15 protein-coding genes and 1 riboswitch are annotated in these 14328 nt (G+C 52.3%); of the genes, 1 reads left to right on the top strand and 14 read right to left on the bottom strand.

The window, feature by feature from the left end:
- Nucleotides 1-24 precede the first annotated feature (24 nt).
- Both ychF and pth read right to left on the bottom strand, forming a co-directional pair.
- A complete protein-coding gene (gene ychF / locus NNO08_RS05595; RefSeq protein ID WP_005122324.1) occupies nt 25-1119 on the bottom strand; it encodes a redox-regulated ATPase YchF in 1095 nt (364 codons plus the stop codon).
- 115 nt (nt 1120-1234) lie between these two features.
- Nucleotides 1235-1819, bottom strand: a complete 585-nt coding sequence (pth, locus tag NNO08_RS05590) for an aminoacyl-tRNA hydrolase (protein WP_137381674.1) — start codon at nt 1817-1819, stop codon at nt 1235-1237.
- 274 nt (nt 1820-2093) lie between these two features.
- Between pth and ychH the strand changes: the two genes are divergently transcribed.
- Complete coding sequence (gene ychH / locus NNO08_RS05585; RefSeq protein ID WP_048211449.1) at nt 2094-2372, top strand: stress-induced protein YchH; 279 nt, start codon at nt 2094-2096, stop codon at nt 2370-2372.
- Nucleotides 2373-2418: 46 nt separating this feature from the next.
- Here ychH and NNO08_RS05580 read toward each other — a convergent pair whose 3' ends face one another.
- From NNO08_RS05580 to lolB, 12 genes are all read right to left on the bottom strand, one after another.
- The gene (locus NNO08_RS05580; protein WP_271440905.1) at nt 2419-3228 is read right to left on the bottom strand and encodes a cytochrome c1; all 810 of its coding nucleotides are present in this window, start codon (nt 3226-3228) and stop codon (nt 2419-2421) included.
- 4 nt (nt 3229-3232) lie between these two features.
- Entirely contained in the window at nt 3233-4405 is a 1173-nt protein-coding gene (locus NNO08_RS05575) for a cytochrome b (protein ID WP_271440906.1), read from the bottom strand.
- Nucleotide 4406: 1 nt separating this feature from the next.
- A complete protein-coding gene (gene petA / locus NNO08_RS05570) occupies nt 4407-4958 on the bottom strand; it encodes a ubiquinol-cytochrome c reductase iron-sulfur subunit (protein ID WP_005122337.1) in 552 nt (183 codons plus the stop codon).
- Between the two features lie 24 nt (nt 4959-4982).
- Nucleotides 4983-5423 (bottom strand): pseudoazurin, encoded by a 441-nt coding sequence (locus NNO08_RS05565; protein WP_202038479.1) that lies wholly within the window; start codon nt 5421-5423, stop codon nt 4983-4985.
- Nucleotides 5424-5441: 18 nt separating this feature from the next.
- Entirely contained in the window at nt 5442-6221 is a 780-nt protein-coding gene (locus NNO08_RS05560; RefSeq protein ID WP_271440908.1) for an ABC transporter ATP-binding protein, read from the bottom strand.
- Complete coding sequence (locus NNO08_RS05555; RefSeq protein WP_271440909.1) at nt 6218-7282, bottom strand: FecCD family ABC transporter permease; 1065 nt, start codon at nt 7280-7282, stop codon at nt 6218-6220. Before NNO08_RS05555 ends, NNO08_RS05560 begins: the two co-directional genes overlap by 4 nt.
- A 65-nt stretch (nt 7283-7347) precedes the next feature.
- Complete coding sequence (locus NNO08_RS05550) at nt 7348-8400, bottom strand: ABC transporter substrate-binding protein (RefSeq protein ID WP_271456315.1); 1053 nt, start codon at nt 8398-8400, stop codon at nt 7348-7350.
- 211 nt (nt 8401-8611) lie between these two features.
- Nucleotides 8612-8841, bottom strand: a riboswitch (cobalamin riboswitch).
- A 242-nt stretch (nt 8842-9083) separates the two neighbouring features.
- Nucleotides 9084-9599 (bottom strand): GNAT family N-acetyltransferase, encoded by a 516-nt coding sequence (locus tag NNO08_RS05545; RefSeq protein WP_271440911.1) that lies wholly within the window; start codon nt 9597-9599, stop codon nt 9084-9086.
- Between the two features lie 108 nt (nt 9600-9707).
- Nucleotides 9708-11387, bottom strand: coding sequence for a C4-dicarboxylic acid transporter DauA (gene dauA / locus NNO08_RS05540; protein WP_137381682.1), 1680 nt, complete (start codon nt 11385-11387; stop codon nt 9708-9710).
- Nucleotides 11388-11511: 124 nt separating this feature from the next.
- Nucleotides 11512-12459 carry a ribose-phosphate diphosphokinase gene (gene prs / locus NNO08_RS05535; protein ID WP_001518537.1) on the bottom strand — a complete coding sequence of 316 codons (948 nt, stop codon included), beginning with the start codon at nt 12457-12459 and terminating at the stop codon, nt 11512-11514.
- A 266-nt stretch (nt 12460-12725) separates the two neighbouring features.
- Nucleotides 12726-13577, bottom strand: a complete 852-nt coding sequence (gene ispE, locus NNO08_RS05530; protein WP_271456314.1) for a 4-(cytidine 5'-diphospho)-2-C-methyl-D-erythritol kinase — start codon at nt 13575-13577, stop codon at nt 12726-12728.
- Nucleotides 13574-14197 (bottom strand): lipoprotein insertase outer membrane protein LolB, encoded by a 624-nt coding sequence (lolB, locus tag NNO08_RS05525; RefSeq protein ID WP_271456313.1) that lies wholly within the window; start codon nt 14195-14197, stop codon nt 13574-13576. The genes ispE and lolB overlap by 4 nt, the downstream gene beginning before the upstream one ends.
- Nucleotides 14198-14328 lie beyond the last annotated feature (131 nt).

Genomic DNA, 14328 nt, shown 5'->3' with positions numbered 1-14328 from the left:
ACCTCATCAGTCAGCAGAAATGATTTAGACGTTGAACAGGAAGTTCATCACATCGCCATCTTTAACGATGTAATCTTTACCTTCTGCACGCATCTTGCCGGCTTCTTTCGCACCTTGCTCACCTTTATAGGTGATGAAGTCTTCAAATGCGATGGTTTGTGCGCGGATAAAGCCTTTCTCGAAGTCGGTGTGGATCTTACCGGCTGCCTGCGGGGCAGTTGCGCCGACAGGGATGGTCCACGCACGGACTTCTTTCACGCCAGCGGTGAAGTAGGTCTGCAGGTTCAGCAGTTCGTAGCCTGCGCGGATAACGCGGTTCAGGCCAGGCTCTTCCAGACCCAGTTCAGCCATAAATTCGTCACGGTCAGCATCGTCGAGTTCAGCGATGTCAGCTTCAACAGCGGCACAAACGGCGACCACGACGGAGCCTTCAGCGTCGGCGATTTCGCGAACTTTATCGAGGTACGGGTTGTTTTCAAAACCGTCTTCGTTCACGTTGGCGATATACATGGTTGGCTTCAGCGTCAGGAAGCTCAGGTACTTGATTGCTGCCTTGTCTTCGTCAGTCAGGTTTTTCAGCGCACGCAGCATACCCGCGTTTTCCAACTGCGGCAGGCATTTTTCCAGCGCGGCCAGTTCAGCTTTAGCGTCTTTATCACCGCCTTTGGCTTTCTTCTGTACGCGGTGGATAGCACGTTCGCAGGTGTCGAGGTCGGACAGCGCCAGTTCGGTGTTGATAACATCGATATCGTCAGCCGGATCCACTTTGTTGTTAACGTGGATAATGTTGTCGTTTTCGAAGCAGCGAACAACGTGACCGATAGCTTCGGTTTCACGGATGTTGGTCAGGAACTGGTTACCCAGGCCTTCACCTTTGGATGCGCCTTTTACCAGACCCGCGATATCCACAAATTCCATTGTGGTTGGCAGGATACGCTGCGGTTTGACGATTTCGGCCAGTTGATCCAGACGAGGATCGGGCATCGGGACAACACCCGTGTTCGGCTCGATAGTACAGAACGGGAAGTTTGCCGCTTCAATACCCGCTTTTGTGAGCGCGTTGAACAGGGTGGATTTGCCTACGTTTGGCAAACCGACGATACCGCATTTGAATCCCATGTTTAAATCACCTTAATCTTTTGATATTCAACCTGTTATGGAAAACAGATTGTAGAAATGGAAATAACTCCGCCTATTATACACAGCACGCGAGAAAAATGCCGCACATCGCTGCTTATTGCGCTTTAAAGGTGTGTAACCGGCTCGTTGCTTTGGTCAGTCCATCTTTGAATAAAATCTCGGTACAACGTGCCGCTTCGTCAATGGCGTCATCAATTAACTTCTGTTCTGAAACAGGCGGTTTGCCTAAAACAAAACCGACAACTTTATTTTTATCGCCCGGATGGCCGATTCCAATGCGTAAACGATGAAAGTTAGGGTTATTGCCTAACTTGCTGATGATGTCTTTCAGGCCATTATGTCCGCCATGACCCCCGCCCAGCTTAAATTTGGCGACGCCAGGTGGCAGATCTAATTCATCGTGGGCGACCAGAATTTCATCAGGGTTAATGCGATAAAAGCTGGCCATCGCGCCAACGGCTTTGCCGCTCAGATTCATAAATGTGGTCGGTACCAGCAGGCGGACATCTTCACCTTCAAGCGTGACTCTGGAGGTGTAACCGAAGAACTTCGGCTCATCGCGCAGGGGCGCACGGAGTCTCTCTGCCAGTAAATCGACGTACCATGCGCCTGCATTATGTCGCGTTGCCGCATACTCTGCGCCGGGGTTCGCCAGGCCGACAATCAATTTAATCGCCACGTAATTTGTCCTGAGTGTGTCTATAACCGGCGTGTAGTTTACTGTTTGCCGACGCGCTTGACAAAAAACTACGTGGGTCGTGCCGAAAACTGAATAATTGCAGAAATGGACTATTAGAAATTGAGGGTGTTCAGTAGCTTATTTGTAAAGTTTTGTTGCGTTGGTGTTTGTATTTGTGATCACAGGCGCACTTGCGAATGGCAGTGTTGTCTATACTTTACACATAAGGATTAGGGGTATTCCCTGTAACAACCCAAAGTTCCGGAGGTGACACATGAAACGCAAAAACGCTTCGTTACTCGGTAACGTGCTCATGGCTTTAGGGTTGGTGGTGATGGTCGGCGGTGTTGGTTACTCTATTTTAAACCAGTTACCGCAATTTAATCTGCCACAGTTTTTCGCACATGGTGCCGTGCTTAGTATTTTTGTTGGCGGTGTTCTCTGGCTGGCGGGTGCCCGCGTCGGGGGACATGAACAAATCAGCGATCGTTATTGGTGGGTTCGCCATTACGACAAACGCTGCCGTCGTAATGATAGCCAACGCCACAGCTAAGAGCTGACATAACCTGCAGACCAGCCAGCGTTTCGCTGACTGGTCGTTAGTTTTTCTCGTTGCTGCGCGAGCGGGATCGCCTGCGCTGTAACAGTGCTAATAACGCCAGCATACTCGCCAGATATCCCATAACGACCGCTCCCTGATGTTTTCTACTTTCAAGCTGCGGGTCAGCGGCCCACGCCAGAAACGCGGTGACATCTCGTGCGTACTGTTCTTCCGTTTGGGGAACATGCGTTTGCATAGCCCAGGTGATGTCATTGTCAGCCAACGGTTTGGGCATATTAATCATCCCGCCAGGGAAAAAACGGTTGGTTTTCATCTCAGGGTCATCGGTTGCATACCCGGTCAGCAGCGCATAAACGTAATCAGCGCCTTGCTCGGTGTAGGGGGTGAACGCATCCAGTAAAAATCGCGGAAACCCGCGGTCGTAGGTCCGTGCTCGAACGATATAGCTCAGGTCAACCGGCAGCGCGCCATTATTAAGGTATTTTGCTTCCTGTTCATTCAGATAAGGTGACGCGAAAACATCGTTCAGATTGCCTTCCCGTTCGCCGGGTTGACCGTCGTCTTCAATTGTCGCAAAGACGTAGCCGCTGGCCAGTGTTTTGGCCTCCGCCTCACTGAGTTGTGGCCCTCCAGCTTTAGTTAACGTTTTGAAAGTGAGATATTTCATACCGTGGCAGGCCCGGCATTTCTCTTCATAGACCTGCAGCCCGCGTCGCAGTTGTTCGCTATCGTGTTTACCGTTCATGCCGCTAAACGACCATGTCTGCGCGGTGGGTAGCTGTGCGCAAATCGCGTTGCTCAAGAAAAGAGCCAGAGTCAGAGTTACAGTGGTTAGAAATCGCGCCATGATGTCAGTCCTGTCGTTCCAGTAAACGTCGGCACGGCAGCACAAGCAGAAACCATGCAAAATAAATAACTGTTGAAAGCTGAGACGCCGCGCGTGTCCAGCCATCGTCATTGCTAAAACCCTCAACTAAGTCCGGCCCAACCAATGCTTTTGAACCCAACCAACCCAAAAAGAGCGCATTGGCGACCCAAAGCCAAAAAAAGGTTTTAACCAGCCGACTGTTATTGCGAAACCGCGCGTGTGACGTATCCAGCCAGGGGAGAAAATAGAAAATCAGTACCGCAGCGCACATCGCAGTGATGCCTGCCAGTTCATTGGGGAAGCAGCGCAAAATGGAGAAGAAAGGCAGGAAGTACCATTCAGGTGCGACGATAGCCGGTGTGAGTGTCGGGTCTGCTGGAATAAAGTTATCGGCGCTGCTGAGATAGTGCGGCGCGAAAAACAGAAACCAGGCGAACAGCATTAAAAAGAGGGTGAGTTTGATAGCATCGCTTTCGGTGATGCGAAAATCGAACAACAAACGCTGAGACTCTTTGGGCGAAAATGTTTTCTTCCGCGCGTGGGCAAACGCCGACTGGACGGTACGGATGTGCCATATCGTGACCACGACAATGGCGAAGGGAATGATAAAGTGAAGGACATAAAAACGGCCTAATGTCGGCGTGCCGGGCATATAGCCACCGACTAAAAAGGTATATAGCGTATCGCCAATAAACGGTATCGCCCGGGCGAAACTGGTGATGACCGTAGCGGCCCAGTAGCTTTTTTGCCCCCAAATCAGGCTATAGCCGAGAAATGCAGTGATCATCAACAGCACATACAGCGTCACGCTGATTGCCCACATCTTCAGATAGGGTTTGCGGTAAACGTTGTAATACATTGCCCGGAAAATATGCAGATAACAGGCGAAGAAAAAAAGCGACGCGCCAATAGCATGCAGATTGCGCACCAGCTCACCGTGTCTGACCGCGCGCAGAATATGAACAATAGAGTCAAAAGCGGATCCCGCTGTAGGCACATAGAACATAGCCAGCACGATTCCGGAGAGCATTTGCACGCCCAGCATGACCAGCAATATGAGACCGATAGCAAAGATCCACACTCCAGCGACTGAGCGGGGGACGGGAAGACGAAACTGCAGGTGATACCAGGGGGCTGACGGATAAGCGGATTTCATCTCAGGCATCCTTCGTACCAATTCGCAGACTCAGGCCGTCAGCTGACACGCTAAAGTCAGGGATGGCCAGATTCGCCGTCGCCGGGCCTCGCGTTACGCGCCCGGAGGTATCGAACTCGGAACCATGACACGGGCAGACCCAGCCTTGGCCGTTGGGGTTGGCATTGGGTACACAACCAGCGTGGGGGCAGTAACCTTGTACTACCAGCCACTGGGGATGTGCCGCTGCCACCCGCTCGCTATCCGCCTGTGGATCGGCCAGTAGACGCAGGTCAGCTTGCCGCGCCGCGGCGATCTCCTCCGCCGTGCGGTGGCGAATCAGGATCAGTTTTCCCTGCCAGATACGCTTCACCGTCTGGCCTGCTGTTACGCCAGCGAGGGAGACATCAACAGGTTCATTTTCCGCCACCGTTTTATCATCCGGACCCAGCGCGGAAATGAGTGGCCAGACGGCGGCGGTCACGCCCGCTGCGCCGACAAATTTCGTCAGCTTGCACAGGCAATCGCGTCGCTGAGTTTGGATTGTTTCGCTAAGCGTTTTTTTATCCACCACCGTTATTCTCCCTTTATGACCGCGTTACTGTTTATCGAGGCGGGTATAAATTTCCTGAAAACGCTTATCGGCAAGACCAGGGGCTTTGAACGCGCGGTAGCTGTCGGGTAACACGGCGTCGCCGACTTTAATCAGCATGATCATGCCCTGCGCGTAGTGCGGTGAACATTTGATGCCGTAGAAACCTGCATTGTCGTATTTCACTTCAATCTCTTCATCGATTTTTCCGATAAAACCGGGGTATCCGGCGGGAGAGAGTTCGGCAATCGACGCGGCATTGTGGCTCTTATGTTTGCGGATAAACTTCACGCTATCACCAGGCTGGATCGCCAGATAGTCCGGCTCATAAACCATCGGGCCGCCTGTACCGCGGTTTTTCATCAGCACTTCGTAGGTTTGTGCAAAAGCCGTCGAGGTGAAGGCTAACAGGCATAAGATTTGCAAACTTTGCTTAACACGTTTCATTGTGGTTCCTTTCAGTGTTTACGCGGGGCGTTGGTAACGGATAAAACAGCTCATGTCGTCGGGGGCGTGTTCGACAATCGCGTCGATGCCAAACCAGCTGTTAAGATTTTCACGGGTAAAAATGGCGGCAGGATGCCCCTGCATCGCCAGTTGTCCAGCCTTCATCACCATGATGCGATCGCAGAACATCGCCGCATGATTCAGGTCGTGTAGGGCGGCGATGACGGTGAGTTTTTCACGTTTAACCAGATTGAGCAGGCCAATCTGATGCTGGATATCAAGATGGTTTGTCGGCTCATCCATCAGCAGTACCTGCGGCTGCTGTGCCAGCGCTCTGGCGATGTGCAGACGTTGACGCTCTCCGCCGGAGAAGGTATGCCAGCAGCGATGCTGCATGTTTTGTAGGGAGACTTTTTCCAGCATCGTCTGCACAATATCGTCGTCTTTCCTCGACCACGGCGACAGCAGGCTCAGCCATGGCGTGCGACCAAGCGAAACCGCCTGAATAGCGGTAAGACGCTCGCTGGTTTCAGCCTGTTGTTCAACCAGTGCCACCTTTTGCGCCAGATGGCGGCGTGAATAGCGACGAATATCCTGGTGATTTAGCGTAACGTGCCCGGAAGACGGTTTCAGTAATCCCGCCAGGAGCGAAATCAGCGACGTTTTCCCGGAACCATTGGGGCCGATAATACCGACAAACTCACCGTGCGAGACCTGAAAAGAGACATCATTGACGATGGCTTTGCCTTTAACCTCCCAGTACAGATGCTGGGCGTTTACCACAGGATTAGCGGTCATTTCCCCGGATTCCCTCGTATCAAAATGATGGCAAATGCAGGTGCGCCGACCAGTGCGGTAATCACGCCGATCGGCAAGACCTGTCCTGGAAGCAAGGTGCGTGAAATAACATCCGCGACGATAAGGAAAATGGCGCCAATAAGAGCGCTGACGGGCAATAGGCGATGGTGCTGATTTCCCACCAGTAACCGCGCAGCATGGGGAATGACCAGCCCGACAAAGCCAATGGCGCCGACGATTGACACCATGATGGCCGTCATCCCTGTCACGGCGGCAATCAGTACGCCACGGGTGCGTTTGACGGGAATGCCCAGCGATGCCGCCGATTCCGCGCCAAATGAGAATGCATCCAGATGGCGGGCGTAGCAAAAGCAAACGACGATGCCAATCAGCGCAGTAGGGATGGCCAGCACGACATCTGGCCAGCGTACCCCGCTGAGATTGCCCAGCAGCCAGAACATGATGCCCCGAGCCTGTTCGGCATTGGCTGAACGCGTAATGATGAGTGAGGTAATGGCATTGAATAGCTGCGAACTGGCAATCCCGGCGAGAATGATTTGCGTGGTGGCCGAGCCGCTTTTGCCCCTTGCCGCCATGGCTAATAGCGCGACAAACAAAAATGCCGTCAGCGCGCCAATAAACGCGCCAAGCGACATGGAAATGATCCCTGCGCCAAGTCCGGTCAGAGCAATGAGCACCGCGCCCGTTGAGGCTCCGGCAGAAATCCCCAGCAGGTAAGGTTCGGCCAGCGCATTGCGCAGCAGCGATTGGAGAACCACGCCTGAGACCGCCAGACAGGCTCCACAGCAGGCGGAAACCAGCGCACGGGTCAGGCGGTAGTTCCAGATAATCCCGGCATCAAGCGCATCCACCGTATACTGTGTATCAAACAAGCGGTTTGCCAGCGTATGGCTGACATGCCGCCACGGGATAACCGTCTCACCGATTGAAATGCCCGCCAGAAGGACGCCGCACATCACCATGCTGACCCATAGCGCGTGGAACAGCGTCCGGCCAGCAAGCTGGCTCATGGCATGGCGCGTCCTGCGTAATTCGCTCATTATTTACGACTTCCCGGGATACGAAAGGGCGCTATGCCCGCATAAGGCATAACGCGCGACGAGAGTTAGTGAGTCGTCTGAGGGTGCGCCAGGCCATATTGCACCAGCGCATCGGCGAGTTTTTCCAGCCCGTCAATGGTTCTGATACCCGCGTTCATGGTCTGCACGTCGATCACCGGCAGGTGGTTTTCTTTCACTGCCGGGATCAGCCGGGTAACAGGATCGGATGTGAGGTATTCCATTTTGACTTTCCAGTCATCGGCCGGGAAGCGGCGACGGCCCATCTCGCCGAGGAGGATGACCGATGGGTTGGCTTTGGCAATGGTTTCCCAACCTACCGTTGGCCACTCCTCAGCGGAATCAATGACATTTTTCACCCCAAGAGATTGCGCTATCCACGCCGCGGGGCCAAATTTCCCGGCGACATAGGGGTCAAGCTGCAGGTCGGCGCTGGAGAACCAAAAGACGGCAGATACGTGGTTGTCCATACCGGCAATCTTCGCTTTCGCGGCGGCTTCACGTGCTTTCAGGCTGGCAATCAGCTCATTGCCTTTATCCTGTACATCAAAAATTTTCGCCAGGTCGGCAATTTCCTGATAGACCATGGCGATATCAAACATGCTCTTACGCACGCCGTCACCGCCGTCTTCGTTGTCTTTGGCGCAATCGGCTGGGGCGGTATAAACCGGAACGTGTAATTCGCTAAATTGTTCGTAAGAGGCAACTGTGCCCGCAGGGCCAATCTGCCATTCAAACTGACTGGCCACCAGATCCGGTTTTTTCGCAATAATCCCTTCGAAACTCGGGATGTTTTGTGCAATGACCGCAATCTTGTCATTCGCCGCTTTGTACTGTTCAGGTACCGGACCAAACCACAGTGATGTCCCAACAACACGATCGGCAAGACCCAGGGAATAGAGGATTTCAGTACTGTTTTGTCCAACGGTAGTCACGCGTTTTGGCGCATGATTAAACGTAATATCCCTACCACAGTTTTTGATCGTCAGTGGATATTCTGTTTTAGCCGCAGAAGCCATATTGCTGGTCAGGAAGAGTGCTGCGCCAGTCAGTGCCAGAAGTGAAAGTTTGCAATAAGCAGAAGTTATTTTTGCGTGCATTAGTGTTGTCCCGTTCATGCCAGAATCTGAACGTCTGGTCATGGTTCATTTCGTTCCATAAATTCGGGACAGGCACATGACGATAGATGACATCTAATCGTGAACTGCGGGCAAGATAATATGAAAATAAAGCATATTGTTGCCAATTTGTTCAGAAATTATATTATACATTCGTCAAATAAATCACCCCATGGACCATCCCGTCCACTCAATGTATACAACCTTGACAGCAGGTCTCCTGGCTCGCGGCAATCTGAATATCGGCCTTCCCATAAATGCGTTCTTTACAGTGACCGGTCGTGGATAATCCACGACACAGTGATATTCAGTTTCCGCTTACAGTTGCGGGGGCAGCTATGGCATAAGATTAAAATAATCCGCACCATATTCCGTTTCAAAATGATCAATAGATTCTGAAATACTGTCGGTGGGGACTTTATCGGTATCGAATAGCCCCGTCAACCGCTTGAATAAGTAGGGTTGATATCACTTTTGGTTTTTAATTCAATAAAATCAATGCGTTGATTTTATGCTTGTGACATTAATTATGTGGAAAGCACAAATGTCGATAAACTAAATGAGAATTGTTTGATGTTGATCAATTAATGTTTTCTTTGCCGAGAAGACTACGATTAATAACGAAATTAATTGTGGTATTTAATTATTTGCGCGGCGTCACATTTTTATTGATGTTTTTCCATGTGCACGATTTGCTGTTCTCCACCTTCATCAAAATAGACGGTAAAGTGATTTCGCAACCAAAATTGATAGCCGCCAGGTAAAAAATGATGGGTGTGCAGATAGCGTGTTTTATATTGTTGTCGGTCGCAAAATTGTTCCGCCAGCAGGACAAGTTGGCTGCCTATGCCTTGCCGACGATATTCCTGTGCGACATAGCAGCGACAAATTTCAGCGGTTGAGGATAATTGATAGCGTCCACGCAGTGCCGGTATTCGGTCATCGTATTGGCAGACCGCCAGCGTAGCGATAAGTTGCTGTCGGTTATTCCATGCACCGATCAACAGATTTCGCGGTTGATGGAGGTAGTGTGAGCGCAGATTTAATACATCTGTATGCGGTTCAGGTGCCGGTCGGTTAGCGTTAAAATAGAGATTTAAATGGTGGATAATAAACGACTGAACGGCCGAAATATCAGCCTCGGTTATCTCACGGAATATAAATGTAGTATCAGCGTTCATCGTTGCAGATATCATCAGAACCAGGGAAACTGGATAATAGCAACTCAGACACGTTTACAGAAGAGAAGTGTTACCGGCAAGCCTGCGCAAGCCGGTAACATAGTATGATTAAATATCTGCCAGCGCGGCATCGCGGTTCGGGAAGAACGTCAGACGACCAGGGATGGGTTGGATACCCGCGCGTGCCATGGTGCGTAGCGGCTGAAACTCCAGGTTACTGATACGCAGCTCACAACCTTCCGGCAGACGTTTAACAAAACGCTGGAAGGCGTCCAGACCGCCTGCATCCAGTACCGGGACCGCGTCCCACTTCAGCACCACAATGCGTTTGCCTGCAATACGCGACTCGAGATCGGTAAATAATCCTTCCGCAGCGGCAAAGAATAGCGGGCCAATAACGCGTAGTACCAGTACGTCGTCTGGTACGTCTACGTTGACCGGAGCCAGACGCGTCATGCGCGCAATACGGCGCATAAACAGCAGCGAAGCGAGAACAATACCGACGCTGATGGCGATAACCATATCGAACAGCACCGTCAAAGACATACACATCAGCATGACGATGATGTCGTCTTTCGGCGCGTGGCGCAGCAGATCCACAACTTTATGCGCTTCGCTCATGTTCCATGCCACCATCAGCAGCAGGGCAGCCATTGCCGAAAGGGGTAGCCAGGAGAGCAGCGGGGCTAGCACCAGCAGTGCAAGGATCACCAGAATCGCGTGAATGACCGCAGAAATTGGCGATGTTGCGCCGGCACGAACGTTAGCTGCTGAACGGGCAATCGCGGCGGTGGCGGTAATACCACCAAAGAACGGGGCGACAATATTACCCAGGCCCTGACCAATCAGTTCACTATTGGCTTTATGCTTCGTCCCTGTCATTCCATCAAGCACGACAGCACACAGCAGGGATTCAATCGCCCCCAGCATCGCCATCGAGAAGGCGGCGGGTAGCAGTGCCTGTAACGAGCTCCAGCTCAGCGTAAAGTTTGATTCTGGCATATTCCACGGCAATACCAGTTGGGGTAGCAACTGCGGAATACCGTTGCCTTGCGAACCATCGGCCAGAATGTAGTGAAACTGGGAACCGATAGTGGCGACATGCCCACCGCTCAGGTTAACAATACCCATTACCGCACAGCCAGCCAGCAGCGCCGGAAGGTGGCCTGGCAGACGTATCCCCAGCCGCGGCCAGAAAATCAGGATCCCCAGCGTGACCACGCCAATGGCGGCGTCGCCGAAGTTAATGGTTGGCAATGCCATAAACAGTGCACCGACCTTCTGCAGGTAGTGCTCCGGGACATGAGCCATCTGTAAACCGAGAAAATCTTTAATCTGCATGGTACCGATGGTAATACCAATACCCGATGTAAAGCCTAACGTGACTGACACGGGAATATATTCGATCAGGCGGCCAAAGCGAGCGAGGCCGAAAAGGATCAGGAATATCCCGGACATTAGCGTGGCGACCAGCAGACCTGCCAGCCCAAACTGTTGCGACACCGGATACAAAATCACCACGAAGGCGGCGGTAGGGCCAGATACGCTAAAGCGTGAGCCCCCGGTGAGGGCGATAACAATCCCAGCCACGGCCGAGGTGTACAGGCCGTACTGTGGTGCAACGCCACTACCGATTGCCAGCGCCATTGCCAGCGGAATCGCAATGATCCCAACGGTAATCCCGGCGATCAGGTCACGAGTAAAACGTGAGGCGGTATACTTTTCTTTCCAACAAGCGTCGATGAGGGCGCGGAAAGGCATCACATGTGAGGAAAATAGTCTGTTCACAATAATGTTTCATCCATGAGCGCATCATCTATCTAAAAAACGATAGTTGAAGTTGGCATAAATCATACAAATAAATAAAACGGATAAAAAAACCCGCCGCAGCGGGTTTTTGAGCCGGGCTCGATTAATGCTCGAACATAGCAGAGATGGATTCTTCGTTGCTGATACGACGAATCGCTTCGGCCAGCATACCCGACAGAGTCAACGTACGCACGTTTGGCAGTGCTTTGATTTCGTCGGTCAGTGGAATGGTGTCACAGACAACGACTTCATCAATTACTGAGTTGCGCAGGTTGTTTGCCGCATTACCTGAGAAGATCGGGTGAGTTGCATAAGCAAATACGCGTTTGGCACCACGTTCTTTCAGCGCTTCAGCTGCTTTACACAGCGTACCGCCAGTATCGATCATGTCATCAACCAGCACGCAGTCACGGCCCGCAACGTCACCAATGATGTGCATCACCTGAGAAACGTTCGCACGTGGGCGACGTTTATCGATGATAGCCATATCGGTATCGTTCAGCAGTTTAGCGATAGCGCGGGCACGCACGACGCCACCGATGTCTGGAGAAACCACAATCGGGTTGTCCAGATTCAGCTGCAGCATGTCTTCTAACAGAATCGGGCTACCGAATACGTTATCAACCGGCACATCAAAGAAGCCCTGGATCTGTTCAGCATGCAGGTCAACGGTGAGGACGCGGTCAACGCCAACGCTGGACAGGAAGTCCGCGACGACTTTAGCGGTAATCGGTACACGAGCAGAACGTACGCGACGATCCTGACGTGCATAGCCGAAGTAAGGGATAACGGCGGTGATACGGCCTGCGGAAGCACGGCGCAGCGCATCAACCATAACGACCAATTCCATCAGGTTGTCGTTAGTAGGGGCACAAGTGGACTGGATGATGAAAATATCACCACCGCGTACATTTTCATTAATTTGTACGCTGACTTCGCCGTCGCTAAAGCGACCTACAGCGGCGTCGCCGAGTGAAGTGTACAGGCGGTTGGCAATACGTTGTGCTAGTTCCGGGGTGGCGTTACCAGCAAAAAGCTTCATATCAGGCACGAGAAGAACCTCAGGCATGCGTCCATTGGTGGAAAGAATCTGCCGAAAACTGTGCGGGCCAGGCAGTATCCTCTCCAGGCGGTGTATTAAAGAGCGCGATGCAACGTCTGGAACAGGGTGACGTTGTCACCGCAACTCAGCTTGCCCGGCTTACTCGGCATCATTCACGTTTCATGTGTGCTGGCATCAATTTCTCACACCAGTCACATACCTTTGTATGTGTCTGGCGATTCGTCATCTCGCCATCTTCCTGAAACCCAAATGATTTAGAGTAGCGCTCTGTGCAATGGGGAGAGGTTTACACCTTTCGCCACAAAGCCTTTGAGCCAATCCGGGGCTTGCTCAAGCACCTGGCGAGCACGGGACTCAGTGTCAAATTCAGCAAAGACACAAGCCCCTGTACCAGTCAGGCGCGACGGCGCGTATTCTAACAGCCAGGAAAGCGCCGCATCAACCTCGCGAAAACGTTTTCTTGCGATAACCTCGCAATCATTGCCGAATTCACATTTTAGTAACGTTTCTATTGACCTTTTTGGCGTGTTACGCGGGAGGTCAGGATCGTTAAAAATCACCGGCGTTGGAATACTGACTCCCGGATGGGCGACCAGGTACCACTTTTCTGCTGGATTGACCGGCGTCAGGATTTCTCCTACGCCTTCAGCAAAGGCTGCATGACCGCGTACGAATACCGGTACGTCGGCACCCAGCGTTAAGCCCATTATCGCCAGTTCATCTACAGACAACCCACACTGCCATAGGTGATTCAGTGCCACGAACACGGTGGCGGCATTCGATGAGCCACCGCCCAGACCACCACCCATCGGCAGCCGCTTGAGAATGCTGATGTCTGCACCACTGCCGGCTGGCAGGCGACCACGTTCCGCGGCGGTTTTCATGAGCAAGCGTGCGGCGCGCACAATCAGGTTGTCTTCATGCTCAACACCATCAACAGGCGTTAACAGGTGAATTTCACCGTCATTGCGTACGTTGATACTGATCTCGTCGCCATAATCGAGAAACTGAAACAGCGTTTGTAGCGTGTGATAACCGTCCGCACGTTGTCCGGTGATGTATAAAAACAGATTCAGTTTCGCCGGAGAGGGCCAGTGGGTCATCATTTCACAATCCAGTTATCCATTTTCAGCTTAATGCGCTGGTCGCCGTCGGACAGCTCCATATTTGCCGGCATCGCCGGCTGCGTTTTGCTGTCGTAGGCGCTGTACACGACTTTCCAGCTTTTACCGTCTTTACTGTAATTCACTTCGCTCAGGCGGTATTGATCGTCGAGTTTGTAATCTGTTGCATCGCCTGGCAAGCCAAGGATCCACTGGCGCAGGCTGTTCAGCGGGATGGGCATCCCGGTCAGTTTGCCGATCATTTCTTCAGCGTCGTCAGCGGTGTAGTGCTTCCCTTTGTTGTCGACGAGTTCCACGTTGCCCGGTTGCGCGTTCAGTTCCAGTTCGGTACTACCCAACGGATTGGTCAGCAGAAGGCGATAGCGATCCTGGCCAGTTTGCTGCCAGAAAAAGCGGGCATACACTTTCTGCTGGTCGGAAATATAGGCAAACGCACCGCGTGTCTGATATTGGTTCAGTGCGCGTACTTCCTGCTGGTGCTGGCGCCACTGTGGAGAGTCGGGGCTTTTGCCGGGGCCTTTCGGCGCGTTGAGCGCACAGGCGGTGAGAACCAGGCTTGCCAGCGGCAACAGACGGATCAGGCGAAAATCAGGCAGGGTCATAATGATGACAAATCCTTGTAATACGGTGCATTAATTGCCTGATGGCGCGGCGCTTATCAGGCCTACAAACTGAATCCGCAGGTCGGGTAAGACGCGTTTTTCGCCATCCAGCAAAATCATGCCAGCGGTTG

Source organism: Citrobacter sp. Igbk 17, assembly GCF_028069775.1.
In the GTDB taxonomy this organism is placed as follows: Bacteria; Pseudomonadota; Gammaproteobacteria; order Enterobacterales; family Enterobacteriaceae; genus Citrobacter.
This window is presented reverse-complemented; position numbering and strand designations above follow the sequence as displayed.